General features: G+C 71.0%; 29 protein-coding genes and 1 pseudogene. 18 read left to right on the top strand and 12 right to left on the bottom strand.

Annotated features, from left to right (window positions below):
• The first annotated feature begins 266 nt into the window (after nucleotides 1-266).
• The 7 genes from ACWEF6_RS20460 (at nucleotide 267) to ACWEF6_RS20430 (ending at nucleotide 9,876) form a co-directional block, all read left to right on the top strand.
• Nucleotides 267-3,029 (top strand): AAA family ATPase, encoded by a 2,763-nt coding sequence (locus ACWEF6_RS20460; RefSeq protein WP_449684407.1) that lies wholly within the window; start codon nucleotides 267-269, stop codon nucleotides 3,027-3,029.
• A gap of 39 nt (nucleotides 3,030-3,068) precedes the next feature.
• Nucleotides 3,069-3,527 carry a hypothetical protein gene (locus ACWEF6_RS20455; protein WP_449684406.1) on the top strand — a complete coding sequence of 153 codons (459 nt, stop codon included), beginning with the start codon at nucleotides 3,069-3,071 and terminating at the stop codon, nucleotides 3,525-3,527.
• A 126-nt stretch (nucleotides 3,528-3,653) separates the two neighbouring features.
• On the top strand, nucleotides 3,654-4,496 hold the full coding sequence (locus ACWEF6_RS20450; protein ID WP_449684405.1) for an alpha/beta hydrolase: 843 nt from the start codon (nucleotides 3,654-3,656) through the stop codon (nucleotides 4,494-4,496).
• A gap of 124 nt (nucleotides 4,497-4,620) precedes the next feature.
• Nucleotides 4,621-5,328: an alpha/beta fold hydrolase gene (locus tag ACWEF6_RS20445; protein WP_449684404.1), complete on the top strand. Its 708-nt coding sequence runs from the start codon at nucleotides 4,621-4,623 to the stop codon at nucleotides 5,326-5,328.
• Between the two features lie 105 nt (nucleotides 5,329-5,433).
• Complete coding sequence (locus ACWEF6_RS20440; RefSeq protein ID WP_449684403.1) at nucleotides 5,434-6,450, top strand: SLAC1 family transporter; 1,017 nt, start codon at nucleotides 5,434-5,436, stop codon at nucleotides 6,448-6,450.
• Nucleotides 6,451-6,631: 181 nt separating this feature from the next.
• Nucleotides 6,632-8,482 (top strand): ricin-type beta-trefoil lectin domain protein, encoded by a 1,851-nt coding sequence (locus tag ACWEF6_RS20435; RefSeq protein ID WP_449684402.1) that lies wholly within the window; start codon nucleotides 6,632-6,634, stop codon nucleotides 8,480-8,482.
• Complete coding sequence (locus ACWEF6_RS20430; protein WP_449684401.1) at nucleotides 8,479-9,876, top strand: SMP-30/gluconolactonase/LRE family protein; 1,398 nt, start codon at nucleotides 8,479-8,481, stop codon at nucleotides 9,874-9,876. The genes ACWEF6_RS20435 and ACWEF6_RS20430 overlap by 4 nt, the downstream gene beginning before the upstream one ends.
• Before the next feature lie 82 nt (nucleotides 9,877-9,958).
• Here the strand turns inward: ACWEF6_RS20430 and ACWEF6_RS20425 are convergent, their stop codons facing one another.
• The 6 genes from ACWEF6_RS20425 to ACWEF6_RS20400 all read right to left on the bottom strand — a co-directional run bounded on the left by ACWEF6_RS20425 (nucleotide 9,959) and on the right by ACWEF6_RS20400 (nucleotide 13,753).
• A complete protein-coding gene (locus ACWEF6_RS20425) occupies nucleotides 9,959-10,783 on the bottom strand; it encodes an alpha/beta fold hydrolase (RefSeq protein WP_449684400.1) in 825 nt (274 codons plus the stop codon).
• Between the two features lie 184 nt (nucleotides 10,784-10,967).
• A complete protein-coding gene (locus ACWEF6_RS20420; protein WP_449684399.1) occupies nucleotides 10,968-11,291 on the bottom strand; it encodes a GNAT family N-acetyltransferase in 324 nt (107 codons plus the stop codon).
• 16 nt (nucleotides 11,292-11,307) lie between these two features.
• Nucleotides 11,308-12,240 carry an NADP-dependent oxidoreductase gene (locus tag ACWEF6_RS20415; RefSeq protein ID WP_449684398.1) on the bottom strand — a complete coding sequence of 311 codons (933 nt, stop codon included), beginning with the start codon at nucleotides 12,238-12,240 and terminating at the stop codon, nucleotides 11,308-11,310.
• Nucleotides 12,241-12,278: 38 nt separating this feature from the next.
• Nucleotides 12,279-12,734, bottom strand: coding sequence for a nitroreductase family deazaflavin-dependent oxidoreductase (locus ACWEF6_RS20410; RefSeq protein ID WP_449684397.1), 456 nt, complete (start codon nucleotides 12,732-12,734; stop codon nucleotides 12,279-12,281).
• A gap of 13 nt (nucleotides 12,735-12,747) precedes the next feature.
• A complete protein-coding gene (locus ACWEF6_RS20405; RefSeq protein WP_449684396.1) occupies nucleotides 12,748-13,128 on the bottom strand; it encodes an ester cyclase in 381 nt (126 codons plus the stop codon).
• A 34-nt stretch (nucleotides 13,129-13,162) separates the two neighbouring features.
• Nucleotides 13,163-13,753: an NADPH-dependent FMN reductase gene (locus ACWEF6_RS20400; protein ID WP_449684395.1), complete on the bottom strand. Its 591-nt coding sequence runs from the start codon at nucleotides 13,751-13,753 to the stop codon at nucleotides 13,163-13,165.
• A gap of 86 nt (nucleotides 13,754-13,839) precedes the next feature.
• On the opposite strand from ACWEF6_RS20400, the gene ACWEF6_RS20395 reads away from it, so the two are divergent.
• Nucleotides 13,840-14,349, top strand: a complete 510-nt coding sequence (locus ACWEF6_RS20395; RefSeq protein ID WP_449678078.1) for a MarR family winged helix-turn-helix transcriptional regulator — start codon at nucleotides 13,840-13,842, stop codon at nucleotides 14,347-14,349.
• Nucleotides 14,350-14,353: 4 nt separating this feature from the next.
• Here the strand turns inward: ACWEF6_RS20395 and ACWEF6_RS20390 are convergent, their stop codons facing one another.
• The gene (locus ACWEF6_RS20390; protein WP_449684394.1) at nucleotides 14,354-15,064 is read right to left on the bottom strand and encodes a CE1759 family FMN reductase; all 711 of its coding nucleotides are present in this window, start codon (nucleotides 15,062-15,064) and stop codon (nucleotides 14,354-14,356) included.
• Between the two features lie 3 nt (nucleotides 15,065-15,067).
• Nucleotides 15,068-16,255 carry a CE1758 family FMN-dependent luciferase-like monooxygenase gene (locus tag ACWEF6_RS20385; protein WP_449684393.1) on the bottom strand — a complete coding sequence of 396 codons (1,188 nt, stop codon included), beginning with the start codon at nucleotides 16,253-16,255 and terminating at the stop codon, nucleotides 15,068-15,070.
• 575 nt (nucleotides 16,256-16,830) lie between these two features.
• Here ACWEF6_RS20385 and ACWEF6_RS20380 point away from each other — a divergent pair.
• From ACWEF6_RS20380 to ACWEF6_RS20370, 3 genes are all read left to right on the top strand, one after another.
• Nucleotides 16,831-17,307 carry a MarR family winged helix-turn-helix transcriptional regulator gene (locus tag ACWEF6_RS20380; RefSeq protein ID WP_449684392.1) on the top strand — a complete coding sequence of 159 codons (477 nt, stop codon included), beginning with the start codon at nucleotides 16,831-16,833 and terminating at the stop codon, nucleotides 17,305-17,307.
• Nucleotides 17,308-17,564: 257 nt separating this feature from the next.
• Entirely contained in the window at nucleotides 17,565-18,497 is a 933-nt protein-coding gene (locus ACWEF6_RS20375) for an NADP-dependent oxidoreductase (protein ID WP_449684391.1), read from the top strand.
• A 162-nt stretch (nucleotides 18,498-18,659) separates the two neighbouring features.
• Complete coding sequence (locus ACWEF6_RS20370; RefSeq protein WP_449684390.1) at nucleotides 18,660-19,556, top strand: SDR family NAD(P)-dependent oxidoreductase; 897 nt, start codon at nucleotides 18,660-18,662, stop codon at nucleotides 19,554-19,556.
• Between the two features lie 271 nt (nucleotides 19,557-19,827).
• Here ACWEF6_RS20370 and ACWEF6_RS20365 read toward each other — a convergent pair whose 3' ends face one another.
• Together ACWEF6_RS20365 and ACWEF6_RS20360 are read right to left on the bottom strand one after the other, a co-directional pair.
• Nucleotides 19,828-19,974 carry a hypothetical protein gene (locus tag ACWEF6_RS20365; protein ID WP_449684389.1) on the bottom strand — a complete coding sequence of 49 codons (147 nt, stop codon included), beginning with the start codon at nucleotides 19,972-19,974 and terminating at the stop codon, nucleotides 19,828-19,830.
• 40 nt (nucleotides 19,975-20,014) lie between these two features.
• On the bottom strand, nucleotides 20,015-20,404 hold the full coding sequence (locus tag ACWEF6_RS20360; protein WP_449684388.1) for a nuclear transport factor 2 family protein: 390 nt from the start codon (nucleotides 20,402-20,404) through the stop codon (nucleotides 20,015-20,017).
• 254 nt (nucleotides 20,405-20,658) lie between these two features.
• On the opposite strand from ACWEF6_RS20360, the gene ACWEF6_RS20355 reads away from it, so the two are divergent.
• The 7 genes and pseudogenes from ACWEF6_RS20355 (at nucleotide 20,659) to ACWEF6_RS20325 (ending at nucleotide 24,935) form a co-directional block, all read left to right on the top strand.
• The gene (locus ACWEF6_RS20355) at nucleotides 20,659-21,021 is read left to right on the top strand and encodes a nuclear transport factor 2 family protein (protein ID WP_449684387.1); all 363 of its coding nucleotides are present in this window, start codon (nucleotides 20,659-20,661) and stop codon (nucleotides 21,019-21,021) included.
• A 90-nt stretch (nucleotides 21,022-21,111) separates the two neighbouring features.
• Nucleotides 21,112-21,372, top strand: a pseudogene (locus ACWEF6_RS20350) (NAD(P)-binding domain-containing protein); the annotation flags it as partial.
• 85 nt (nucleotides 21,373-21,457) lie between these two features.
• Nucleotides 21,458-21,703 (top strand): hypothetical protein, encoded by a 246-nt coding sequence (locus ACWEF6_RS20345; RefSeq protein ID WP_449684425.1) that lies wholly within the window; start codon nucleotides 21,458-21,460, stop codon nucleotides 21,701-21,703.
• A gap of 642 nt (nucleotides 21,704-22,345) precedes the next feature.
• Entirely contained in the window at nucleotides 22,346-22,720 is a 375-nt protein-coding gene (locus tag ACWEF6_RS20340; RefSeq protein WP_449684386.1) for a YciI family protein, read from the top strand.
• Complete coding sequence (locus ACWEF6_RS20335) at nucleotides 22,717-23,976, top strand: RNA polymerase sigma factor (protein WP_449684385.1); 1,260 nt, start codon at nucleotides 22,717-22,719, stop codon at nucleotides 23,974-23,976. Before ACWEF6_RS20340 ends, ACWEF6_RS20335 begins: the two co-directional genes overlap by 4 nt.
• A 52-nt stretch (nucleotides 23,977-24,028) precedes the next feature.
• A complete protein-coding gene (locus ACWEF6_RS20330) occupies nucleotides 24,029-24,367 on the top strand; it encodes a hypothetical protein (RefSeq protein WP_449684384.1) in 339 nt (112 codons plus the stop codon).
• The gene (locus tag ACWEF6_RS20325; protein ID WP_449684383.1) at nucleotides 24,354-24,935 is read left to right on the top strand and encodes a carboxymuconolactone decarboxylase family protein; all 582 of its coding nucleotides are present in this window, start codon (nucleotides 24,354-24,356) and stop codon (nucleotides 24,933-24,935) included. Before ACWEF6_RS20330 ends, ACWEF6_RS20325 begins: the two co-directional genes overlap by 14 nt.
• A gap of 13 nt (nucleotides 24,936-24,948) precedes the next feature.
• On the opposite strand, the gene ACWEF6_RS20320 is transcribed toward ACWEF6_RS20325, so the two are convergent.
• Together ACWEF6_RS20320 and ACWEF6_RS20315 are read right to left on the bottom strand one after the other, a co-directional pair.
• Nucleotides 24,949-25,794 carry a hypothetical protein gene (locus tag ACWEF6_RS20320; RefSeq protein ID WP_449684382.1) on the bottom strand — a complete coding sequence of 282 codons (846 nt, stop codon included), beginning with the start codon at nucleotides 25,792-25,794 and terminating at the stop codon, nucleotides 24,949-24,951.
• Between the two features lie 71 nt (nucleotides 25,795-25,865).
• Nucleotides 25,866-26,744 (bottom strand): AraC family transcriptional regulator, encoded by an 879-nt coding sequence (locus ACWEF6_RS20315; protein WP_449684381.1) that lies wholly within the window; start codon nucleotides 26,742-26,744, stop codon nucleotides 25,866-25,868.
• Nucleotides 26,745-26,791 lie beyond the last annotated feature (47 nt).

The raw sequence follows: 26,791 nt of genomic DNA, 5'->3' as shown, positions 1-26,791 counted from the left end.
GCGGACAGCGCTGACCAGCCCGGCTTCGACAGGCCGCCTGCGCGGAGCTGCCGGCGCAGGTTCGGCGCGCTCGCAGTGACTTCCGCGGCGTCAGCGCGACTCGCCGTGGTCGACGCGGGCGCCGAGGTCCGGCGACGCTGGAGACGGAGGCACCTGCTGGATCCCGCCGACCCGGTTGTCGGTGCTGTGACCGCCGGCGTCGCGAGCAAGTGGGTGTCACGACCGAGTCCCTTGCCGAGAGCGCCGTACTTTTGGAGGATCGACCGGTGGAGCTGATCGGCCGAGAGCACGACATCACGTCCCTGCGGGACTTCTTCGACGGCGCGGGCGTGCGGGGTGGGGCCGTGCTGGTGGTCGGCGACGCCGGCGTCGGCAAGACAGCGGTGCTCGACGCATTCGCCGACGGCGAGGCCCGGCGCGGCGTTCGCGTCCTGCGGGCCGCCGGCGTGCAGTTCGAGGCCGACGTCAACTACTCCACGCTGAACCAGCTGATGTTCCCGCTCGGCGACGAGATGACGACCCTCGACCCGGGGCAGCGCACCGCCCTGCGGTGCGCGCTCGGCTTCGAGATCGGCCAGGTCCCCGACCGGCTCGTCGTGTCCAACGCCGCCTTGCTGTGCCTGCGCGCCGCCGCGGCCGAAAACCCGATCCTGCTCGTCGTCGACGATCTCCACTGGGTGGACCGGGCCAGCGCCGAAGTGCTCGGCTTCGTGGCCCGCCGCCTGGTCGGCAGCCCGATCGTGTTCCTGGCGGCCTGCCGATCCGCGGAGCGAGGTTTCTTCCGCAACAGCGGGCTGACCGAGATCGTCCTGCCGCCGCTGCCCACCGCCGCGGCCCGGACCCTGGTCGACCGCCGGTTCCCGGACCTGGCGCCCGCGGTGCGGCAACGGCTGCTCGCCGAAGCGGCCGGCAATCCGCTGGCCCTGCTGGAACTGCCGTCCGCCTTGGACGGCGACCAGCGCACCGACTTCACCGCGCTCCCCGCGGTTCTGCCCCTGTCCGAGCGGCTCCAGGCGATGTTCACCTCCCGGGTGCGCGACCTGCCGCAGCGGTGCCGGCTGATGCTGCTGCTCGGCGCGCTCGGCGGCACCACCGACCCGGCGCGCCTGCGCGCGGCGGGCGGCAGCGCCTGCGACCTCGACGACCTCGCCCCGGCGGAGGAGAGCCGGCTGGTGCAGCTCAGCGGCGGGCGGCCGAGCTTCCGCCACCCGCTGATCGGCGCGGCCGTCGTGGAGGCGGCCTCGGAACGGGACCGGCGCTGGGCCCACGGCGCGCTGGCCGCCGTCGTCGATACCCCGGAGCGGCGGGTCCGCCACCTCGCCGAATCCGCGGTCGGTCCGGACGAACAGATCGCCGGGCAGCTGGAGGACACCGCCCAGGCCCTGCTCCGCCAGGGTGACGCCCTCGGTGCCGTCACCGCGCTGACCCGCGCGGCCGAGCTCAGCCCGGCGGCCGCCGACCGGAGCCGCCGCCTGGCCGAAGCCGCCTACATCGGCGCGGAAGCCGGCGGGGAGATGGCCACCGCGAGCAGGCTGCTGGGCGACGCGCGGCGCACCGGATCCCTCGAGACCCACTCGCTGCACGCCGCCGCGGCCGCCGCGCACCTGCTGATCAACGCCGAGAGCGACGTGACCACCGCACACCGGCTCCTGGCCGGGGCGATCGAGGCCGGCGAACACGGCTTCGACGCCAACGACCCCGTCCTGACCGAGGCCATGCACAGCCTGATGCTGATCAGCTGGTGGGTGGGCACCGAGGAGGCCGGACAGGCGTACCGGGCGCTGGTCGACCGGCTGAAACCGGCACCCACGCCGGTGACCCGGGTGAACGCGGTCGTCTTCACCGACCCCGCCCGCGCCTCCGCCGGGGACATCGCCACCCTCGACGGCCTGATCGACTCCGTGGGCACCGACCCCGAACCCACTCAGCTCGTCCGGATCGGCACCGCCGCCCTGTTCGCCGACCGGCTGCACCGCCTGCGTGCCCCGGAACGCCGGCTGGCCGAAACCCGCCGGGAGGGCAAGGGCTCGGCCCGGCGGCACCTCGGCGCGCTGATCCACCTGGCGCTCGACGCCTTCCACGGTGGCCGCTGGACCGAGGCCGGCGAGTGGGCCGACGAGGGACTCGTCGTGTGCGCCGAACACGGGTTCCGGTTCTTCCGCTGGTACTTCGACTGGGTGCACGCGCTCGTCGCGGCCGCGCGAGGCCGGGTCGAGGCCGCCCGGCAGCTGACCGACGACACGATCCGCTGGGCCGGCGCCCACCAGGCCGCGGGCGTCACCTACTTCGCCCTGCAGGCGCGCACGCTGGCCGACATCGCCGCCGGCGACCACGAATCCGCCTACCACCACGCGACCCGGCTCAGCCCGGCCGGGCAGCTCGCGCCGTACCGGCCCACCGCGCTGTGGGCCGGCTTCGACCTCGTCGACGCCGCTCTGCACACGGGACGCCGCGCCGAGGCCGCCGCGCACGCCGCAACCCTCCGCGAAGCCCACCTGGACACCGTGTCGCCCCGGCTGGGCCTGCTGAGCGCCGCGGCCGGCGCGCTGGCGGCCGAGGACGACGACGCCCGCGACCTGTTCGACACGGCCTTGGCGATCACGAACCCGGACCAGTGGCCGTTCGACGTGGCCCGGGTGCGCCTCGCGTACGGGGTCCGGCTGCGCCGCCTGCGCGACACCGCCGCGGCGCGCGAACAGCTGACCCTCGCGCACGACGCGCTGTCGGCACTCGGCGCGGTCCCGTGGCGCGACCGCGCCGCCAACGAGCTGCGCGCGACGGGGCTGACCCGGCGGTCGGCGCCCGAGGGCCGGGCCGAGCTGACCCCGCAGGAGCGCGAGATCGCCGAGCTCGCCGGTGCCGGCCTGACCAACAAGCAGATCGGGCAGAAGCTGTTCCTCTCCCACCGGACCGTCGGCGACCACCTGTACAAGATCTTCCCCAAGCTGGGCATCACCTCGCGCGCCGCGCTGCGGGACGCGCTGACCGCTTACCAGCAGGACGAGCAGGTGGACACCACAGTCATGTGACGGGTGCTGTCCCGCCCGGGCGCGGTGACCCTGGACGGTATGAACCCAGACCCGCATCCCGGGATCCACTGGCCCCCCGGCTGGGGGCCGGACCGCTGCGACAGCTTCGTCCACCACCGGCGCCGGACCTCCGCGCCCACCGGCGCGGTCTTCGCGAAGCTCGCCGCCGTCGAAGAGTGGCCGAAGTGGCAGCGCGCGGTGGACCGCACCGAACTCGCCGGTGACCTGGCCGTCGGCAGCCGGTTCGTGGTCGTGTCCCCGCCGCACACCTTCGACGGGATCGTCGGCGAGTTCGTGCCGCCGACCCGGTTCGGCTGGGCCGCGGTCGGCGACCAGCTGAGCTTCTACCAGTCGTGGCTGCTGCTGGAGGACCCCGGCGGAGGCGCCCTGGTGATCTTCGAGGAGGCGTCCCGCGGGTTGGCGGCCCTGCTGCCCACCGGCCGGGCCGAGCTGACGCGCGGCTGGCTCGACACGCTGCCGCCCGCGCCCGAGCCGTGACGGGGTACCGGGTTCTCCGCGCGACAGTCCATACAGGCGGGTCACTCACCACGGTGAGCGGCCCGCCTGTCGGCGTTCCGGCTCCCGTATCGTCCGGGTGCTGAACCGTTTCGGAGGTGTGGGCCCATGGCGGATGCGCCGATCGTCCTGCTGCACGGCTTCTACCACGGCTCGTGGGCGTGGACGGACGTCGTCGCCGAGCTCGCCGCCCGTGGCCGCGCGGCGGTCGCGGTCGACATGGCGGCGCACGGACTGCTGGCGAAAGCCCCGCTCGCGGCGAACCGCCGCCCGTTCGACCCGGCGGCCTTCGCCACCGAGCCGTCGCCGGTCGCCGGGATCGGGCTCGACGCCGCCGCCGACCTGCTGATCGCCCAGCTGAAACGAGCCGGCCGGGGCAACCCGGTGTCGGTGGTGACCCACAGCATGGGCGGGGCGGTGCTGACGAGGACGGCCGAGCGGGAACCCGGCCTTCTCGCCCACATGGTGTACCTCGCCGCCTACATGCCGGCCACCGGCACGCCCTGCCTGGTCTACCCGTCGCTGCCCGAGGGCAGCAGCAACCGGTTCATGCCGCTGCTGGTCGGGGACCCGGCGGCCACGGGCGCGCTGCGGATCGACCCCCGCAGTCCCGACCCCGCCGTCCAGGACGCCATCCACGAGGCCTTCTACGGCGACGTCGAGCCTTCGACCGCTGCGGCCGCGGCCGCGCTGCTGAGTTGCGACGCGCCACTGGCGATGGTCACCGACAGCACGGAACTCACCGAGCACGGCTGGGGTTCGCTCCCCCGCACCTACGTGGTGTGCACCGAGGACCGCACCATCCCGGCTCCGCTGCAGCGGCTGTTCATCAGCCAGGCCGACGCGGCCTTCCCCGCGAACCCCACGACGGTCGTCGAGCTGACGGCGTCGCACTCGGCGTTCCTGTCCGTCCCCGGCCGCGTCGCCGAACTCCTCGCCGACCTCCCCTGACGGCGACTGCTCACCCGGCGACCGTCACGGTCACGGTCATCTGACGGGCGCTGCTCCCCCGCCGTCCGGACAACCATGGTTTCCGTCAGTACGAACGAAAACCCCGATCCTCACGGAGGAAACCATGGCCACCACCAAGCCGACCATCGTCCTGTCGCACGGCGCGTTCGCCGAGTCCGGCGGCTGGGGTCCGGTCGTCGAGCGCCTGCAGGCCGCAGGGCACCGCGTCGTCGCGGCGGCCAACCCGCTGCGCTCGGTGGCCTACGACGCCGCCCAGCTGCGCGCCCTGGTCGACACCATCGACGGCCCGGTCGTCCTGGTCGGTCACTCCTACGGCGGAATGGTCATCAGCAAGGCCGCCGCGGGCGCCTCGAACGTCACGGCCCTGGTCTACATCGCGGCCTTCGCCCCGGAAGCCGGTGAGAGCGCCGCGGACCTGTCCGGCCAGTTCCCCGGCAGCACCCTCGCCGAGACGCTCCGCCCGGTCCCGCTGCCCGACGGCAACCAGGACATGTACGTCGCCCAGGAGCTCTACCGGCGGCAGTTCGCCGCCGACGTGCCCGAGGAGACGACCCGGGTGATGGCGGCCACCCAGCGGCCGATCACCGCCGCGGCGCTGAACGAGGCCGCCGACGGCCCGCAGGCCTGGGCCGGTGTCCCGAGCTACTTCCTGATCGCCGAGGCGGACAAGAACATCCCGGCCGCCGCCCACCACTTCATGGCCGAGCGGGCCAAGGGCGAGGTCGTCAGCATCGAGGGCGCCTCCCACGCCGTGTTCGCCTCGCACCCGGCCGAGGTCGCCGATCTCGTGCTGCGCGCGGCCGGCGCCTGAACCCTTTCCTCGTTCCCTCAACCGCACCGCTACCCGCGGTGCCGGCCCGTCCGGGCCGCGGTGGCCCGCGGTCCGGACGGAGTGATGTCGCACCCGGAGAGCATCATGACCAGCACGCTGGATTCCCCGCCAATACCCGTTGACCACCCCCGTACTGCCGGCTCCCGCCCGGCACCGGCGCGGCTGCCGCTGACCACGTTGGCCATCGGTTTCGGCCTCGCCGGCCTGGCCGAGGCATGGACCGAAGCCGCCCCGGCCCTGGCCTTGCCACGGCTGGTCCCCCAAGCGTTCTGGGCACTCGCGGCGATCGCGTGGACGTCGCTGCTGATTGCCCACCTTGTCCGCGGCGCGCGCAGCGGTGAACGGCTGAGCAGCCAGCTGCGGCACCCCGCGCAAGGTCCTATCGCCGCGTTGGCCCCGGTCACCGCGATGCTGCTCGCCGCTGATCTCTTCAGGTGGTCACCCGCCGGCGGACGCGCGTTTTTCCTGCTCGCCGTGGCCGTGGCCGCGATCCTCGCCGCCTGGCTGTTCGCCTCCTGGTTCGAGGGGCGGCTCGCGCTCGAGTCCCTGCACCCGGGTTACCTGCTGCCGACGGTGGCGCCGGGGCTGGTCGGCGCCGACGTGGCGCACGCTGTGGGCTACCACGGTCTGGCGTGGGCGCTGTTCGGCGTCGGGACGTTCTTCGCCGTCACCCTGACCGCGATGGTCCTCCTGCGCCTCATATTCCGCCCGCCTCTGCCGGACGCACTCGTTCCCACCACGGCGATTCTGCTGGCCCCGCCCGCGGTCGCCGGGATCGCCTGGTTTTCCCTTCACGGTCACGTCGCCGACCCCGTCGCCCAGGCGATCGCCGGCCTCGGCGTCCTGCTGGTGCTGGTGCAAGCCGCGATGGTGCCGCGTTACCGCAGATTGCGCTTCACTCTGGGGTTCTGGTCGTTCACTTTCCCGCTGGCCGCCGCGGTGGCGTTGGCCGAAGAGTGGCTCGAAGTGGTCCGGCCGGCCGGCTGGGTCCCGCTCACCGGTGCACTGCTGGTGTTCGTCACGATCGTCATCGGCGTCATCGCCGCCCGATCGGTGTGGACGACGAGTCGCCGGGCGGCGGATCACCCGCGGATCACTTGACAGTTCATGTAAACCATCTTTACGATCAGTCGATCACCCGCCCGGCTCAGGGTGGGTGTCGGCCTCTCGACGAGGTGCTGTCCCGCACTGCCTGACAGCCGCCACTGTGGCAGCAGACGAGCCGATCCCGTGCACCCGTGCGGTGATCGCTCCCTAGCTTCCGAGGAGCGGTATGTCTTCGATGACAGACGATCACCACCGGCGGATACCACGCCGGCGGTGGAAGGTGGCCGCCGCAACGGCCCTCGTCGGTGCCACCACGGCGGGATCCCTGCTCGCGTTACCGACCGGCATCGCGCAGGCCGCGACCACCGCCAGCGTCTGGCTCACCACCGCCGACCGCTCGAACCTGTTGCGGCAGCAGGGAAGCGTTTCCTTCGGCGGCGGTGGCAGCGGCCCGGTGATCACCGTGAACCCGAATGCGACCTACCAGTCGATGGTCGGGTTCGGCGCGTCGTTCACCGACGCCGCCGCGTGGAACGTCTTCAATTCTCCGCGGCGCGACGAGATCATGAACGCCCTGTTCAACCCGGGCACCGGAGTCGGGCTCAGCTTCCTGCGCCAGCCCATCGGCGCGACCGACTTCTCGCGCAGCTTCTACACCTATGACGACGGCGCCGCCGACCCGAGCCTGTCGCGGTTCTCCGTCGCCCACGACAACGCCTACATCCTGCCATTGGTCAAGCAGGCCAAGGCTTTGAACCCGAAACTGTCCATCATGGCCACGCCGTGGAGCGCGCCGGCCTGGATGAAGAACAACAACAACCTCATCGGCGGCAACCTCAACGACAGCCGGATCGGCACCTACGCCGACTACCTCGTCAAGTTCACCCAGGCCTACGGCGCCGCCGGAGCACCGATCGACTACCTCAGCGTGCAGAACGAACCCAAGTTCTCCCCACCCGGCTATCCCGGCATGCCGATGTCCTCGGGGCAGCAGGTGAACATCATCAACACCCTCGCACCCAAGCTGCGGGCGGCCGGGCAGAACGCCAAGATCCTCGGCTACGACCACAACTGGGACGACGTCGACTACCCCCAGCAGGTCAACTCCGGTGCCGGGAACAACGTCGCCGGTTCGGCCTGGCACTGCTACGGCGGTGACACCCCGAACTGGCAGTCCGTCGTGCACAACGCCCAGCCGAACAAGGACATCTTCTTCACCGAGTGCTCCGGCACCTCCTCCGGCGACGACGCCAGCACATTCCGGGACACGTTGCGCTGGCACGGGATCAACCTCGCCATCGGCGCCACCCGCAACTGGGCCAAGTCCGTGGCGCTGTGGAACCTGGCCCTGGACAACAACCACGGCCCGGTCATCGGCAGCTGCACCAACTGCACCGGCGTCGTCACCACCAACGGCTCGAACGTCACCTACAACGCCGAGTACTACGTCCTCGGCCACCTCAGCAAGTTCGTCCAGCCCGGCGCCGTGCGGATCGACTCCACCGGCTACGGCGACGGCGGCATCCAGAACGTCGCCTTCCGCAACCCCGACGGCACGATCGCCCTCGTCGCCTTCAACAGCGGTGGCACGCAGAACTTCCAGGTCTCCTACGGCGGCCAGTCGTTCGGCTACTCCCTGCCCGGCGGCTCGATGGCCACGTTCACCTGGCCCGGCAACGGCGGCACCACCCCACCGCCGACCGGGCGCACCGGCGCCGTCTCGGCCCTGGGCAAGTGCCTCGACGTCACCGACGGCTCCACCGCCAACGGCAACCGGCCCCAGCTGTGGGACTGCACCTCCGGCCCGAACCAGCAGTGGACCCTGGGCACCGACGGGACCGTCCGCGGCCTCGGCAAGTGCCTCGACGTCACCGGCAGCGGCACCGCCGACGGCACGGCGGTCCAGCTGTGGGACTGCTTCGGCGGCCCGAACCAGAAGTGGTCGGCCGGCGCGAACGGCTCGCTGGTCAACGCCGGCACCGGCAAGTGCCTCGACGTGACCGGCGGCGGCACCGCCAACGGCACCAAGGTGCAGATCTGGACCTGCACCGGCGGCCCCAACCAGCGCTGGACGGTGCCCGCGTGATCGTCCACAACGGACGCGCACTGACCGTCGCCGTCCTCGTCGCGGCCGGGGTGGCGATCGCCGCCCCGGCCGCGGAGGCGGGCACCGGTGCGATCACCGGCATCGGCGGCAAGTGCCTCGACGTCCCGGCCGGCACCAACGGCACGCGGGTGCAGCTGTGGTCGTGCACCGGCGGCACCGCACAGCAGTGGACCGCCCGCTCCGACGGCACGATCAGCGCGGCGTCCGGCAAGTGCCTCGACGTGGCCGGGGGTTCCCGCGCCGACGGCGCGGCGGTCCAGGTCTACGACTGCAACGGCACCGGCGCCCAGCAATGGCGGCCCCAGAACGGCACCCTCGTCAACACCGCATCCGGGAAGTGCCTCGACGCCACCGGAGTGTCCTCGGCGGACGGCACTCGGCTCCAGCAGTGGACCTGCACCGGCGGGACGAACCAGCGGTGGACCCTGCCGGGCGGCACGACCGTCCCCGCGACCGGTTTCTGCCCGGACGGACCGTTCGGGTCGCCCCTGCCATCGGGACACCTCACGGCGGTCAAGATCCGGGACGGCTACAACTTCCTCGAGGGACCGACCTGGGACAAGGCAACCCAGAGCCTGCTGCTGACGAACATGCACGACGGGACGGGCGAAGAGAACGTCCAGCCGTCGGACATCCTGCGCTACACCCCGGCGACGGGAACGTTCACCACGGTGATCCCGGCCGCGGGCAGCAACGGGCTCGCATTGAGCCGTGACGGCAAGTCCGTCCTCGCGGCCACCCACGACCAGCGCACCGTCTCGGCGTACGACCTGGCGACCGGACAGCGGACCACGGTCGCGGCCGGCTACCAAGGACGGCGGTTCAACTCGCCGAACGACCTCACCCAGGGCCCGGACGGCACCGTCTACTTCACCGACCCCGACTTCCAGCGCGCCGACCGCCCGGACGAGATGGGCGGCAAGACCGGCGTGTTCCGGGTGCGCGACGGCGTCGTCTCGTTGATCGACGACACCATCCGCGAGCCCAACGGGATCGAGCTGTCCCCGGACGGCACAACGCTGTACGTGGGCGGGAACGCCACCGGCAAGATCTACCGGTACCCGGTGAACGCCGACGGCAGTACCGGCCCTCGCGCCGACTTCGCGTCACTGGCGGGCACCGACGGCGGCACGGTCGACTGCGCGGGCAACGTCTACCAGGTGACCTACGGCGACGGGATCGTCCACGTCTACTCCCCGTCCGGGCAGTCGCTCGGCACGATCTCCGCCGGGCCGAACGCCACCAACGCCGCCTTCGGCGGCCCGGACGGGAAGACGCTGTACATCACCTCCGGCACGCCGTCCGGCGGTGGGGACAGCGGAAACTTCGCGCTCTACCGCGTTCAGCTGAACGTGCCGGGCTGGCCGTACTGAATCGCCGGTACGAGCGGCTGCTGCTGTCCCCTCCGGGATCCGGAGGGGACAGCAGAAGCGGCGGCGGTCCGGTCCGCGGAACTCAGGACCGGATGAACTCGAGCAGGTCGGCGTTGATCGTGTCGGCCTGGGTGGTGGGCATGCCGTGCGGGAACCCGGCGTAGGTCTTCAGGGTGCCGTTCTGCAGCAGCTTCGCCGAGAGCGGGCCCGAGTCGGCGTAGGGGACGATCTGGTCGTCGTCGCCGTGCATGACCAGCGTCGGGACGGTGATCTTCTTGAGGTCCTCGGTGAAGTCGGTCTGGGAGAAGGCGACGATGCCGTCGTAGTGGGCCTTCGCGCCGCCCATCATGCCCTGGCGCCACCAGTTCTGGATCAGTGCTTCCGACGGCTCCACGCCCGGCCGGTTGAAGCCGTAGAACGGCCCGGACGGCAGCGCCCGGTAGAACTCCGAGCGGTTGGCCGCCAGCTGGGCCTGCAGGTCGTCGAAGACGCTCTTGGGCAGGCCGCCGGGGTTGGCGTCGGTCTGCACCATCAGCGGCGGGACGGCCGCGATCAGGACGGCCTTGGCCACGCGGGACTCGCCGTGGCGGGCGATGTAGTGCACGACCTCGCCACCGCCGGTCGAGTGGCCGACGTGGACGGCGTCGTGCAGGTCGAGGTGGGCGGTCACCGCGGCCAGGTCGTCGGCGTAGTGGTCCATGTCGTGCCCGTCGGCGACCTGCGCCGAGCGGCCGTGTCCGCGCCGGTCGTGGGCGATGACGCGGTAGTCGTGCTGCAGGAAGAACAGCAGCTGGGTGTCCCAGTCGTCGGCCGAGAGGGGCCAGCCGTGGCTGAACACGATCGGCTGGCCGGTGCCCCAGTCCTTGTAGAAGATCTCGACACCATCGGTGGTGGTGATGGTCGGCATCGGCGTGGTCTCCGTCCCTGAAGGTGAGGCATGGCCTCGTTGCGGTCACGGTGGCTCCCGGCATCTCCGCAAGCCGCCTTGTTCGACAGTGACCATCGTGGCCTTGCCGTCGGCCCCGTAGCGCCCGTCAAATGACGGATTCGTCGGGTTACCGACACTCCGTGACCGTGCGGCGGGGTTCGGCTCACTCCTCGTGTTTCTGCAGGACGGATCGGGGGTGAACGCCGATGCCGACCAGGTCGCGGTAGTCCGGATGGGCCGCGATCCAACTCGCGTAGAACGGGCACAGCGGCACCACCCGCAGTGCCCGGCCGCGCACGTCGTCGAGGGACTGGCGGGCCAGCTTGCTGCCCAGGCCACGGCCCTCGTAGGCGGGTGCCACCTCGGTGTGGACGAACACGATCCGCTGTCCTTCGAGGTAGTAGACGGCGAATCCCGCGAGTGCGCCGTCCACGGTGATCTCGTAGCGGTGCTGAGCGGGGTTGTCGCGCACGTCGATGTCGCTCATGGTTTCTCCTGCAGGGTCAGCTGGGGTCGGGGCGGAGGCGGACGACGCGTTTGCCGAAGCCGTGCCGGGTGGCGACGTCGACGTAGGCGCGGCGGATCTCCTCGAGCGGGTACTCGGCCTCGATCGGCACGACGACCTTCCCGGACACGATCAGCTCCGCCAGCTCGGCCCAGATGCCGGGTGCCATGGCGTCCCCGTTGCCTCGGGCCTGCACACCGTAGCGTTGCACTGCCGCGTGGTCGGCGATCGTGTTGATCCGGTGCGGGGGCACGCCGAGCTCGATGGCGAGGTCGACGTACCCCCCGCCGAAGGTGTCGATGACCGCGTCGATCCCGTCGGGAGCCAGCTCCTGCAGCCGGGCACCCGGATCCGGTCCGTACGCGACAGGCTCGACGCCGAGGTCGTCCAGGCGCGGCGCGTTGCGCAGCGACGTGCCGCCGATGACGCGGGCACCGGTGAGCCGGGCCAGTTGCACGGTGAACACCCCGGCACCACCCGATGCCGAGGACACGAACACCGTCTCGCCCGCAGCCGGCTTGACCGCCGCGACGCCCGCCCACCCGGTGGCACCCGAGGCGGGAATGGTCGCGGCGGACGCGAAATCGATTCCGGCGGGAAGCCTGGCCGCGGTATTCGCGTCGACGACGGTGAAGTCGGCCATCGCGGCGCGAGGCGCGAACCCGATCACCGGGTCGCCGACGGCGAAGCCGGTGACGCCCGGGCCGAGCCCGACGACCACGCCGGAGAAATCGTGCCCCTGGCCCATCGGGAACTCCGCCGGCCAGACCCGGGCGAACGCGCCCTCGCGGATGCCGACTTCGGCCGGGTTGAGCGAAGCCACCACAACCTGGACGAGAAGCTGCCCCTCGCCGGGGTCCGGGCGGGCGACATCGACGACGGACAGGACCTCCGGTCCGCCGTAACGGGTGAACTGCACTGCTCTGGGCACTATTTGCCTCCTGGCTACCGGGTCGGTGGTCGGGCGGGTCAGCCGGGTTGCCCGGCCATCCGCTCCAGCACGAAGATCGGCATCTTCCGGTCCGTTTTCGTCTGGTACTCGACGTAGTCCGGCCAGACGACGATCGCCCGCTCCCACCACGCCTGGTACTCCTCGCCGTCGACTTCGCGGGCGAGGTAGTCGTGCTTGTGCGCGCCGTCCTGCAGCTCGACGTGCGGGTCGGCCTTCAGGTTGGCGTACCAGGCCGGGTTGGCCGGAGCGCCGCCGAGGGAGGCGACCACGGCGTAGGCGCCGTCGTGCTCGATCCGCATCAGCGGGGATTTGCGCAGCTTGCCGCTCTTGGCGCCGACGCTGGTGAGGATGATGATCGGGGCGCCGGCCGGGTTCTTGCCGGTGTCGCCGGCGCCGTCGTGCGCTTCGAAGGCCTCGACCTGCTCGCGGGCGAGGTCGAAGGTGGGGGGCGAGTACTCGCCTTTCAGAGGCATGGTTGCGTGCTCCTCAGGAGTCGAGTTGCCGTTGGGCGGTCATGGTGTCGACGACGAACCACATGTCCTCGATGCGGCCGTCGCGGATCCGGTAGAAGGCGGTTTCGTCGATTTCGAACGAGCGGCCGGTGGGGCGGATGCCGAGCCACTCGCCCACCGGTGTGCCGGTGTCGGTCAGCCGCACGGCCAGGCGGTCGTCGACGGCGATCACGTCCCGGACGGTCCAGACCAGGTCCGGGACCGCTTCGGTGGTGGTGTGGCGGATGTCGGCGATGAGCTGGTCGCGGTCGACCGGCAGGCCGTTGCGGGTGACCTGCTCGTGGAAGAGCTCACCGAGTTCGTCGAACCGCCGGTTGTTGAGCAGCTCGAGGTAGCGACGGTAGAGCTCACGCACGTTCTGGGGGGACACGGGAGTCGTCGGCGGCGGGTCAGGCGACCGCGACGGCGGCGGCCTCGCGCACCGACCGCATCGCGCCGGCCCAGCTCTCCAGCTGGTCGAACAGCACCTGGGCGAAGGTGGCGTTGATCTCGGCGGGCTTGAAGGCGCTGAAGTTCTCGAAGTCGGTGAACAGCGAGAAGCTGACCTGCTGCTGCACGTGCGCGACCTGCAGCTCGCTGAGCACGCCGCGCAGGTGCTCGATCGCCCGCGCGCCGCCCACGCCGCCGTAGCTGACGAACCCGGCCGCCTTGTTGTTCCATTCGTTGTAGAGGAAGTCGATCGCGTTCTTCAGCACGCCGGAGGTGGAGTGGTTGTACTCCGGGGTGACGAACACGTACGCGTCGTACTCGGCGACCTTGCCGGCCCACGCCTTGGTGTGGTCCTTGGAGTACAGGTCCGGGCCGGCCTTGGCCGAGGCCGGCTCGTCCAGGTGCGGCAGCGGGTAGTCGAGCAGGTCCAGCAGCTCGTACTCGGCGCCGGTGCGCCCGGCGGCCTGGGCCAGGACCCAGTCGGCGACGGCCTTGCCGTTGCGGCCGGGACGGGTGCTGCCAAGGATGACAGCGATCTTCAGAGCAGACATCGGTGATCCTTCGAGTTGATTACATGAACGTTCACGTATTTCTAGCAGCCTGGCTCCCGAAGATCCACCGGGCGTAGGCTCACCCGGTGACGGAGGAACCCGACTGGCTGACCGCGGACGAGGCGCGCACGTGGCGCGCGCTGCACGCGGCGCTGGTGCTGTTGCCCGTCGCGCTGGACGCGCAGCTGCAGCGTGACGCGCAGCTGAGCTACCTGGAGTACTACGTGCTGGCGGGGCTGACGGAGGTGCCCTCGGGCCGGCGGCGCCTCACCGAACTGGCCGTCTTGACGAGCGCCGAGCTGTCCCGGATCTCACATCTGGTCGCGCGGCTGGAGAAGCGCGGCCTGGTCGAGCGCCACACCGATCCCGACGATGCCCGGTTCACCAACGCGGTGCTCACCGAGGCGGGCCGAGCGAAGATGGAGCAGGCCGCGCCGGGTCACGTGGCGACCGTCCGGAAGCTGGTCTTCGACGGACTCGGGCGGACCGGGCGGTCGGAGCTGCAGAACACCGCGACCCGGATCGTGGCCGCGCTCAGTGCCAGCGATCTGCCGCTGGCACCGTCCATCCGCAAGGCGCTGCGCGAGAGCACGTAACTCCTCACGGCCCGACGTCCACAAGGGAGCGGCCTCCGGCGGCCAGGCGCATCAGCCGGGTGTCGAAGTCGAGGTCGTCGGCGGTCTTCTCGGCGCGGGTCGCGTTGCCGTTGAAGTTGTGCTGGTAGCCCTTCCACGCCGCGTCGGCGATCGTGTCGGCGACCCGCGCCCGCACGAGTGCGGCGAACTCCACGGCCGCCCGTTCGATCCGCTTGGTCAGCGCCGGGTCCGCCCAGTCCTCCGGTGCGGCGAACAGCGACGTCGGCACCGGCATCGCCCGCAGGAAGGCGAAGAGGGGACGCAGCTGCTCGTCCACCACCATCGCGTGGCGGGCCGTTCCCGCGGTCGCGGTGAGGATGACCGGCTTGGCGACGATCAGGTCGTTGTCGAGCAGGTCCACGAAGGACTTGAACAGGCCGCTGATTCCGGCCTTGTAGACCGGGGTCGCGACGATCAGTCCGTCGGCGGTCCCGACCTGTTCGATCGCGTCCTGCACGGCCGCGACCGGGTCGGCGGAGACGATCGACCGTCCGATGTCGGCGGCCAGGGCCGCCAGGTCGACGAAGGATGCGGTGACCGGCCCGTCGCCGGTGCGCAGCCGGTCCAGCACCGCCGCGGTGGTGCGCTCGGCGAGCATCCGGGTGGTCGACGGGTCGCTGACGCCCGCGCTGATCACCACGACGCGGATCGGCGTGGCCGGAGTCTTCTCAGTCATGATTCACACCTCCTGGGGGAACGCCGCGGGGGTGGCCGCGTCGCTGTCCTGATAGGGCGACACACCGGAGAGGTTGTCGCCGCGGTTGGGGTTGGGACGGGGCTGGCGCGGTTCGGCGTCGCCGTACTTCGCCTTCACGAGGCTCTGGTGGGTCGGCGTATCCGGCACCCCGGGTGCTCGGCGGCTGTCGAACTCCTTGCGCAGGACGGGCAGCACCTCGGTGCCGAGCAGCTCCAGCTGGTCCATGAGCACGCCGTGCGGCAGGCCGAGGATGTCGAGTGCCCAGAGCTGGCGCTGGTAGTCGCCGAAGCTGTCGCGGAAGGTCAGGGTCTTGTCGATGATCTCCTGCGGGCTGCCGATGCTCAGCGGCGTGCCGGCGGCGAACTGCTCGAGGCTCGCGCCGCGGAAGGCCGGGAAGCTTTCGAAGTAGGGCCGGTACTGCGCCCACGCGTCCTGCGACTTCTTCGCCACGAACGCCTGGCCGCCCAGGCCGACGATCGCGTGGGCCGCCGGGCCGTGACCGTAGTGCTCGTAGCGGGTGCGGTAGAAGTCGACGAGCCGTTTGAAGTGCGCGTTGGGCGCCAGGATGTGGTTGGCGAAGAAGCCGTTGCCGTAGAAGGCGGCCTGCTCGGCGATCTCCGGTGTGCGGATCGAGCCGTGCCAGACGAACGGCGGCACGTCGTCCAGCGGGCGCGGTGTCGCGGTGAACCCCTGCAGCGGCGTCCGGAACTTGCCTTCCCAGTCCACGACGTCCTCGCGCCACAGCCGGTGCAGCAGGTTGTAGTTCTCCAGGGCCAGCTCGACGCCGTCGCGGATGTTCTGCCCGAACCAGGAGTAGACCGGAACGGTGTTGCCGCGTCCGAGCATGACGTCCATGCGGCCGCCGGCCAGGTGCTGCAGGTAGGCGTACTCCTCGGCGATCCGCACCGGGTCGTTGGTGGTGATCAGCGTGGTCGAGGTGGACAGCGTGAGCTTCTCGGTCCGCGCGGCGAGGTAGGACAGCAGCGCCACCGGCGAGGACGCCGCGAACGGCGGGTTGTGGTGCTCGCCGAAGGCGAAGACGTCGAAGCCCACCTGCTCGGCGAACAACGCCGACTCGATGACACCGGTGATGCGTTCGTGCTCGCTGGGGGTGTAGCCGGTGTTCGGGTCCGGCTCGATGTCGGCCACACCCATGATCCCGAATTCCATGATGATCCGCCTCCCCTTCCGGCGTCGAACGCCAGGTAGTTGACCTGTCAGTTGCTGACGCGTCAACCATAACCACGAACGATTGACGCGTCAATATTGAAGCGTCAATAACTTGACGGCGTGGGCTACTACGCGCCGAAGCCGCCGTCGACGGGCAGGCTGACGCCGGTGACGAAGGCGCCCGGCAGGGCACCCGGCCGCCGAGCGAAAACCGCGACCGCGACCGCCGGTGCGGACCGTCCGCAGGACCGGACGCGGCCCGTGCCCCGCGACCGTCGCCCCTCCGGTCATTTGACGGACACTGCCACCGAATGCATCCGCCACTGTGATCACCATGGTTCACCGACGGAACACCGCTGGTCCCCGATCGACTGACACAAGTCCGATCGGTTCACCCATTCCCCCATCGCCGGAAAGGTCCGAGCGTGGACTCCGCAAGAAGGCACAGCCCGCAAGCCCGAGCCTCGCCCGGGGTCAACCGCTCCGCAGCGCGTCTCGTGAGTAATTGACGCGTCAACCCCACGGAGCTATTGTTGACACGTCAGCAACTGACGGGTCAACTACGGGGTGAGGGCATGAGCGAGGCGAGCGCAAAGCGACGCCGGCCGTCGCGTGACGAGCTGCGGATCTGGCGGGACTTCATCGAAACCGCGGAACGGCTCAAGACGCGGATGGCGCGGCGGATGCAGCGCGAATCGATCTTGTCTCCCGCGGACTACCAGGTTCTCCTCGCCTTGCACGAGGCGCCGGGGCACCGGCTGCGGTCGGGGGCGCTGGCCGACGTGTGCGACTGGGAGCGCAGCCGGCTGTCCCACCACCTGCGGCGGATGGAGAGTCGAGACCTCGTCACCCGCGAGGGCAGCGCGAAAGACCTGCGCGCGGCCGAGATCGTGCTGACCGAGACCGGGGCAACGGAGCTGCGCCGCGGAGCCGAGCCCCACCTGCAAGCGATCAGCGAGCTGTTCGTCGACGCACTCACTGCCGAGGAGCTCGCGGGCGTCGAGAAGCTCACGGCGGCGCTGCGCCGCCACTTGGAAACCACCGGCGACTGAGCCCGGAAATGAGGCCGGGCCCAGCGCGCCGATCGCACTGAGACTCCGTCCGAGCGCGAGCAGCAACAGGACCAGCGCACCGCCCATCACCGGCGACGACGCAGGGCACAGAACTGCCAGTAATACATGAACGTTCATGCAATCGCTTGAGTAGACCACAGCAGCAAGTGAGCGGGCACAGTCGCCGAGAACGCCCTCTCGACCGGCACGGACCGCCCGTTTCGACCTGACCACGTTTCCCGAGCCAGGAGCAACCCATGCCACGAGCAGTGCAGTTCACCCGCTACGGCGGACCCGAAGTCCTGTCCGTCGTCGACCTCCCCCGCCCCGACCCCGCCGAAGGACAGCTCCTCGTCCAGGTCGTGGTGGCCTCGCTCAACCCGGCCGAAGTCGGCATCCGCGAAGGCGTGTACGCCCAGCGGTGGCCGGCGGAATTCCCGATGGGCCAGGGGCACGACTTCTCCGGCGTCGTCGCCGCGCTCGGCCCCGGCGTCACCGGCTTCGCCGTCGGCGACCCGGTGATCGGGTTCGCGCCCCGCGCCGCGATGGCCGACTACACCGTCATCGACGCCTCCGGTGCCGCGAAGATCCCCGCAGGTCTGGACTTCGCCGCCGCCACCACCATCCCCGCATCGGGCGCCACCGGCTGGGGCAGTGTCGCGGCCATCAAACCGGCCGAGGGGGAGACCGTCTTCGTCTCCTCCGCTTCGGGCGGGTCCGGCATCTTCACCGCCCAGCTCGCCCGGCTCCACGGCGCGCGGGTCATCGGCGGCACCTCTCCCGCCCATGCCGGCCGGCTCCAGGAGCTCGGGGTCGAACCGGTCTTCTACGGGCCGCGTCTGCGTGACCAGCTCCAGGAGCTGGCCCCGAACGGCATCGACGCGGTCTTCGACACCTTCGGCGGCGGATACGTCGACCTCGCCATCGACCTCGGCGTGCCGCCTCACCGGATCAACACCATCGCCGACTACGCAGCGGCCGAACGCCACGGCGCGCAAGTCCGGGGCAACGCGGATGCGATGTCCCCGGAAATCTGGGAGAAGCTCCTGGACCTGGTCGTCAAGCAGCAGCTGGTCGTGCCGATCGAGGCCGAATACCCGCTCGAGGAGATCCGCCGCGCCTACGTCGACGTCGCCACCCGGCATGGCTTCGGCAAACGCGTCGTCCGCCTCCGCCCCGACCCGCGCTGATCCGCAGCCGATAACACCGGCGGCCCGCAGCTCGCTCAGCGTGCCGGACTCTCCGCCGCGGCCGCCGACGAAACACGCCCGCGACAACACACGGCGCGGCCGCCCCCGTGACGCACCACCCTTCGCCCACCGTTCGCACCTCTCACCAAAGGACTGATCACCATGGGAGCCTTCGGAACTCTCGACCGCAGCACCATCGTCCACTCCGCCCCCATCGACCGCCTCGACCTGACCGGCAAGCGCCTCACCGTCATCGGTGGCACCAACGGCCTCGGCCAGGCGATCGCCTGCCAAGCCCTGGCCCGCGGCGCCGACGTCACCGTCGTCGGCCGCACTTTCCGAGACACTCCGCACGAGCGGCTGCGCTTCGCCCAGGCCGACCTGTCCGCCATGAAGGAAGCCATCCGGGTGGGCGAGGAGCTTCCCGTGGAGAGCGAGGACGTCGTCCTGTTCACCAACGGCATCACCGCCGCCAAGATCCGCGAGGAAACCGCGGACGGCATCGAGCGCGACATGGCCATCAGCTACCTCAGCCGCTACGCCCTGCTGCGCGGCCTCGACCCGCGCATCGGCATCGCTCGCCCCGCCAACTCGCCCCGCGCGCGGGTGTTCATCATGGCCGGCCCCGGCGGCGACCAGGACGGAAACCCCGACGACCTCAATGCGCTGACCGCCTACAACCAGAACAGTGCGCACATGAACACCGTCGTGGCCAACGAGGCGCTGACCATCCACGGCGCCAACGCCACGACGGGACCGGCGTTCTTCGGCCTCAACCCCGGCCTGATCAAAACCGGCATCCGCGCCAACTACCTCGGCGAAGGCAGCGTCGCACACAAGGCGACCGAGGCGCTCGTCGGACTGCTCGCCCAGTCCCCGCAGACCTACGCCGAACGCATCGTGCCACTGCTGTTCACCGACGACCTCGACGAGCGCACCGGCGTGATGTTCGACCGCAAGGCCCGCCCGATCCGGCCGTCGCTCACCATGACCCCGGACCGGGTCGACAAGTTCATGACCGCGTCCCGCGACTTGCTGGATCGTGCACTGGCGCGATGACGCCGCCGGCCTGCACGACGCTTCGCGGCCTGACCGGCATCACCCTCCCGCCGCGGCTGCCCCGGCTGACCAGCAAGCCTGGCAGCCGACGACCTCAGTCCGCCGCGCGCGCAGTCCCGCGGAGGACGAGACGCCGACCCGCCGGGGGATACACGACCAAACGCCGAAGGCATCCAAGATGGACGCCTTCGGCGTTTGGTCGCACCACCGGTACAGGGCTCGAACGGCTCGAACCAGGCCCTGTTCGTTGCCTCCCCAGTCGCCGGTGTTCTCACACAGTCAGGCGCGGTGTGGTCATCGGGTTTCCGTTGGCGGTGCCCTCGGCAGGCACCTCCTCCTGCACAGTAGGCCAGTGAGCGGTGATCTTCCCGTCCTCGTCGAGCCGCAAGATGCAGGCGGCGATCAGCGGCACCGGCATGAAGCCGGTAACCCGCGCATGGACGAAGACCTCGTTCCCTTCACCGAAGTTTCTCCACGACCGGTACGGCGTCGTGTGCGAGAGGTTCCGGCGATGACCGCACGAGGACCGGCGCGGCAGCCTCGTCCTGGGTGACATCCCAATGTTCGGCGACCTTGCCATCCTCGAAGCGGAAAGTGTCCACGATGACCTTCGTGGTGTTGCCCTGCCCCGTCACCTTGGACGCCACGCTGACCCAGTCACCGGAGGCGACCACCTTGTGCACGTCGAAGTGCAAGTCCGGCAGCAACGTGATCGCCTTCTTGATCCCGGCCACATGGCTCCAGATGGACGGCCGGCGAGCGTTGGCCTGCACCGCAGGGAGGGCCGGCCCCCTGAAGAATCTGGGCCAGAAGCTGGATGATCGGTCGATCGGCACGACGCCCAGCACTACACCTCCGACCGCGGAGGTCGTTCGCGCCCGAAACCTTCACAACGGACGGGCTGGAAGGCCACGGCGTGCACACCGGCGTGGCCGACAGATCGACAGCTACCCCCCGCGCGGCGCCGGCACCGCGCCCCTGTCCGTTCCTTCCGGTACTTCGTGACCGTCACGACGCCAGTCATCCAACGGGCGCGGCCCGCAGCGCCTGCACCCGACGATGGTCTCCATCAACTTCGGATCGCACGCCACTGGAGCCGACCATGTCCAACAAGGACGTCCTGCGCACCGCCATGCACGAACTCTTCGAGCAGAAAGACCTGACAGCTCTGGACCGATATTGGGCGGAACCGTACGTCCAGCACAGTCCCCACCTCCCCAACGGCCTCGACGCCCTGCGCACCGCCGTGCCGTCGCTCGTCGGCTTCAGCTGGAACCCAGAACGAATCTTCGAAGACGGCGACTACGTCATCGCCCACAGCAAGGTCAGCGGCTGGCTGCCTGAAGGCGACGCCGCGATCGTCGACATCTTCCGCTTCGACAACGGCCGCATCGTCGAGCACTGGGACGTCGTCCAGCCCTACCTCACCGCCGAACGGACGCTCAGCGGAAACAAGATGGTCTGAGCCCCCACGACGCACCGGCCCGCTGGCCGCCCCACAAACAACCTCCACGGCTGAACCATCAGCCCATCCACACACGACAGGAGAACAACCATGCGAATCGGCATCATCGGAGCCGGCGCGATCGGCACCGCGTTCGCCCGGCGCCTCGTCGCAGCCGGCCACGAGGCGCTGCTGAGCAACAGCCGCGGCCCTGAAACACTCACACAACTCGTGGCCGATCTCGGGCCCGGCGCTATCGCCGCCACGAGGGACGAGGCCGCGCAGGCCGAGATCGTGGTGCTCGCCGTGCCCCACCCGCAGGCAGCCAAGGCGCTCGCCGGACTGCCCGACTGGAACGGCCGAGTGCTCGTCGACGCCACCAACGACTTCTCGGCACGCCCGGCACTCGGACAGCCGACGTCGAGCGAGCAGATCGCCGCGCTGGCCCCCAGTGCACATGATCAAAGCCCTCAACCACCTCGGCGCGGCTGTCCTCGGAGCCGAGCCCCAGACCGCCGGCGGAAATCGTGTGCTGTTCGTCTCGGGAGACGACGCAGCCGCCAAGAAGACGTTGAGCGCCGTGCTCACCAACCTCGGCTACGCGCCGATCGATCTTGGCCGCCTCGCCGAAGGCGGAAGGCTGCACCAACTCGGCGGGCCGCTCGTCAGCATCGACCTCGTCCGGCTGGGGGCGAATCGATGAACGGACTCGTCTTGACCGCACCACCAGCGGTACCAGCCTCGAGGAGATGGCGTCCGATGGTCCGCCTGCGACGCGGCTCATACGGTCATTTTCTGACGACAGGCGCGATCGTTCGGCCCGCGCCTGATGAGGCCGCTGTCGGGCGACTGACGTAGCTCGTCACTGTGGGCTCCGGCTGCAGGCGCCGCAAAATCTCGATGTTGCTCGGCCGGCACCAACCCGGGGCGCGAAGACCGCACAGCTGTTCGAGACGAACGTGGACAGTCTTTCTCACCGATTTCGCTGGGGCACAGCTGGGGCAAAGCCCCTCCCAGAACCGCGCTGAGCCGCACCGAAGTGCGCTCAACTGCCCCAATCGACCTGCGGTTTCGCCAAAACCGCAGGTCAGGGGGCCTTGCGCACCTCATTGGCAGTGAGGGGGTCAGGGGTTTGAGTCCCCCTAGCTCCACTCTCTCGAAACCGCCCGCCACGATCAGCCGATCCTGGCGGGCGGTATTTCGTTGCACCGGGCGGAAGTTCGATACCGGGCAACGCTGCCGGGCCGACACCCTGTGGCCGACAATCTCCGAAGGTGCTGTCGAGTTCCGGGGGAGCCGTTCGTCATCCTCTTCGAGGCACCCGACGCACCGGCCTGGAGGACACGTGCACTACATGCTGCTGATCTACAACTGCGACCGGCCCGAACCCGGCGATCCCGCCTTCCCCGACGCCCTGGCCCGGGTCAACGCCTTCGCCGAGGAATGCCGGCGGCGGGGGGCGTTCGTCTCCGGGCACCCGCTCCAAGGCGAGCACACCGCCACCACCGTCAGCGTCCGCGACGGCAAGACGCTGATCACCGATGGGCCCTTCCCCGAGACCCACGAACACCTCGGTGGCACCTACGTCCTCGACTGCCGCGACCTCGACGAAGCCCTCGAGCTGGCCGCGCTCTGCCCGATGGCCGCCGATGGGACGATCGAAGTGCGGCCGATCGCCGGGGTTCCGGATCTCGACCACCGTCCGTCGACCGGCGCATGACGGCCGCGGCCGTCCTGTCGACGACCTTCCGCGAGCACCGCACGATGCTGCTCGCCGCCCTGGTTCGTGTGCTGGGTGACTTCGAACTCGCCGAAGACGCGCTGCAGGACGCGTGCGCGCTCGCCCTGCGCCGCTGGGACGACCAGGCGCCCGGCGATCCGGTGGCCTGGCTGCTGACCGCGGCCCGCAACAGGGCGATCGACCGCCTCCGGCGGGCCCGCACCGGCCGGGACAAGCTCGCCCGGCTCGCACCACCGCCGGAGGCGGCGACCGTGGACTTCGACGAACAGCGCCTGCTCGGCGTCGGCGACGAGCGGCTCAGCCTGCTCTTCACCTGCTGCCACCCGGCCTTGGCCGAGGAAGCGCGGGTCGCCCTCACGCTGCACGCCGTAGCCGGCCTGGCCGCCGGGCAGATCGCCCGGGCCTTCCTGATCGCCGAACCGGCCCTGGCCCAGCGGCTCGTGCGGGCCAAGCGCAAGATCCGCGACGCCGGCATCAGCCTCGACGTCCCCGCCGACCACCTGCTGCCCGAGCGGCTCTCCGGCGTCCTCGCGGTGATCTACCTGATCTTCACCCGCGGCTACACCGCCGGCGGCGACCAGCCCGAATACCGCGAACTGCAGCAGGAGGCGATCCGCCTCGCCAAGCTCGTCGCCACCCTGATGCCCGACGAACCGGAAGCCCTCGCCCTGGTCGCGCTGCTGCTGGCCCACCACGCGCGCTCGGCCGCCCGGTACACGCCGGCCGGGGACCTCGTCCTGCTCGAAGACCAGGACCGGTCCCGTTGGGACCGTGCCGAGATCGCCGAAGCCGTGCGGCTGCTGGACCGGGCCCTGCGGTTCGGGACGTCCGGGCCCTACCTGCTGCAGGCGACCGTCGCGGTCCTGCACGCCCAGGCGCCGACGGCCGAAGAAACGAACTGGCCCGCGATCGCCGCGGTGTACGAGCAGCTGCTCGCCGTGACGCCGTCGCCGGTGGTCGCGCTCAACCACGCCGTCGCGGTCGCGATGGCCACCACCCCGGCCGAGGGGCTGGCCCTGATCGACCGGATCGACGGCCTCGACGGCTACCACCTGCGGCACGCCGCCCGCGCCGATCTTCTGCGCCGCCTCGGCCGGACCGGCGACGCGGTCGCGGCGTACCGGCGCGCTCACGAAGTCGCCACCAACCCCGCCGACCAGCGGTACCTCGCCGGCCGCGTCCGAGCGCTCGAAAACTCTGCCGATCGGCGCAACGGGATGCCGCGCGGGAATTGAAGCCGATACCGTCCACACCGGACCCGATCCCAGGAGCAGCGGAGAGGCCACGATGAGCACAGAACCCGACAAATCACACCGCCGTCGCGCGGAAACGCTGCGCACGGCGATGGGCGGCGACACCGGGATCACCGAGGCAGCGCTACGGACTGCCGTCGCGGGCCGCGCGGCGGGTGGGCCGCCCGTCGCCGAACCGTACGACGAGCTGGCGCGGCAGATCGGAGCCGCCTCCTACCGGGTCACCGACGCCGAGGTCGATGCCGTGCGGCAAGCGAGCGGCAGTGACAAGGCCGCGTTCGAGATCGTCCTGTCCGCCTGCGTCGGCGCGGGCCTGGCCCGGTGGGACGCCGCCGCGCGGGTGATCGCGGAGGCGACCGATGCGCCTGCCTGAAGTCGAACGCGGCGACGGTCTCCGCAGCAGGCTGCTGATCCGGGTCATCTCGCTGGCGCTGGGCGCGCGTCTTCCGGACGCGGCCCGGGTTGCCTTCTACCACAAGGGTTTCGTCGGGACGGCGCTCGGCGCGTGGACGCAAGCGGCGATGCGCGGGCCGAGCGGGTGGTCCGTCGCGGAGCGGGAGCTGATGGCCGCGATGGTCGCCAAGTGGAACTCGTGCCCCTTCTGCGTCGGGGCGCACCGGGCCATCGCCGTGCACGGGATGGACACAGCGGTGGCCGACGCGGCCCTCGCCGACTACCACACCGCGCCGATCTCGGACCCGTTGCGCGCCACGCTCGGCGTGCTGGAAACCATGACACTGCACCCCGAAGACCTGGAGAGCGGGCACATCCGGGCGGCGCTGGCCGCGGGAGCGACGCGGCGGCAGCTCGAAGACGCGGCCGCGGTCGCAGCCGTGTTCAACATCGTCACCCGCTACGCCAACGCGCTGGGCTTCGCCATCCCGACCGACGCCGAGTTCGGCAAAGCCGCGGGCATGATGCTCAAGCGCGGCTACGCCTGACCTGAACCCGCGCTCACGCCGCGGACGTGCTGGGCTCCGTCCGGTGGCCGGCCGCGTAGTGGGCGGTGCCGATCGCTCCGGCGACCGCGAGGACGAACCCCGCCACGGCCGCGGCGGTGAAGCCCTCGCGGACGCGGTCGTTCAGCAGCGCCACGCCGATGAGCGAGGACACCGCCGTGTTGGTGGTGAACATGATGGCGGTGACCGCGGTCGCCCGGCCGCGTTGCAGGGCCATCGCGAACGCCACCGCCGCGACGAGCCCGTTGGCGATCATCGCCCACAGCGCCGGCTCGAGGACGAGGTGCCAGACCGGCCCGGACGCGTCGAGCGTGCGCGCCGCGATCCCGACGGTGCTGAACCCCAGCCCGGCGCAGAACCCCAGCACGATCGGCGCCCAGCGGCCGTTCCCGCGCTGGGCGGTGAACGCGATCGCCGCGATGACCACCGCCACGCCCACCAGCAGCAGCTTCCACCCGGGCGGCAGCAGGCGCGCGGGGCCCGGGTCCGCGGACAGGCCGAGCAGCACCAGGCCGGTCGCCCCCACGCCCAGCGCGGCCCACCCGGCGCCGGCCAGCCGGACGCCGAGGATCGCGGAGATCGTCGCGGTCACGCCGACGCTGAACGCGAGTACCGACTGGACCAGGAACAGCGGCAGGCGGTGCAGGGCCGCGGCGGCGAAGACGAACCCGAGCAGATCGACGCCCACCCCGAGGAAGTAGAGCGGCTGCCGGCGCAGCGCGACCAGATCCTGGGGCGAGCCGCCGAAGGCCCCGGCCCGCCGGACGCCGGCCGACTCCAGGATGGAACCGCTGCCCGAGGCGACGGCGGCCAGCACGGCGAGGACGTATCCGAGGATCACCGCCTGAGTGTGCCAGCCCGGCCCCGGCCGGCCGGGCCGGTGCCTCGCACCGACGTGCCGGCCGGCGACGATCAAGTCCGGCCGTCGTCCCGGAATCCGCCCGGCGCGGTGCCGAACTGGCGCTTGAACGCGTGCGAAAAGGCGAACGGCGAGGCGTAACCGACCTTCGCGGCGATCGACGGCAAGGCCAGGTCAGTGTCCTGCAGCAGCCGTGCCGCGGTGGTGAGCCGCCACCAGGTCAGGTACGCCATCGGCGGCCGGCCGGTCAGCGCGGTGAAGCGGCGGGCCAGGGTGGCCCGGGACAGGCCGACCCGGGCGGCCAGGTCTTCGACCCGCCACGGCGCTTCGGGGTGCTCGTGCAGCGCTTCCAGCGCGGCCGCGACTTCCGGGTCCCGCAGCGCCTGCGGCCAGCCCGGGTCCGGGTGGTCGGCCAGCCGGGCGCGGATCAGGTAGACCAGCAGCACGTCCAGCAGGCCGGAGAGGACCGTCGCCGAGCCCGGCCGCCGCTCGCTCACCTCGACGCCGAGCAGGTCGATCGCCGCGCGCAGTTCGGGGTGGCGCCCGACCTCGGCGGGCAGGTGCACGACCTCCGGCAGGCTCGCGAGCAAGGGGTGCTGCCGCGCGTGGGACAGCCGGTACTTGCCGCACAGGAACTCGGTGCGCCCGGCCGGCTCGGCCACCGCCGTGTCGAACGGCACCGCGCCGGCCGCGTCCGGCGTCGAGGAGAGCACGTGCGCGCTGCCGTGCGGCACCAGGACCGCGTCGCCGGGACCGAGCGCCACCGGCTCCCCGTCGTCCGGGACCAGCCAGCCGCTGCCGCGCAGCAGCACGTGGAAACCCGCACCTTCGTACGGCGCGAAGCGGTAGCACCAGTCCGGACCGGCCTGCAGCCGGTTCGACGTGGGCCGGCCGACCCGCACCGCGGCGATCGCGTCACTGAGCACGTCCACACGGACAGCGTAGCCCTGAGACGATCGAGCATCGAAACAAGCCGATG

The organism is Amycolatopsis sp. NPDC004772, assembly GCF_053601215.1.
Note: the sequence above shows the minus strand (reverse complement) of the source record. Positions and strands in the feature narration are given on the sequence as shown.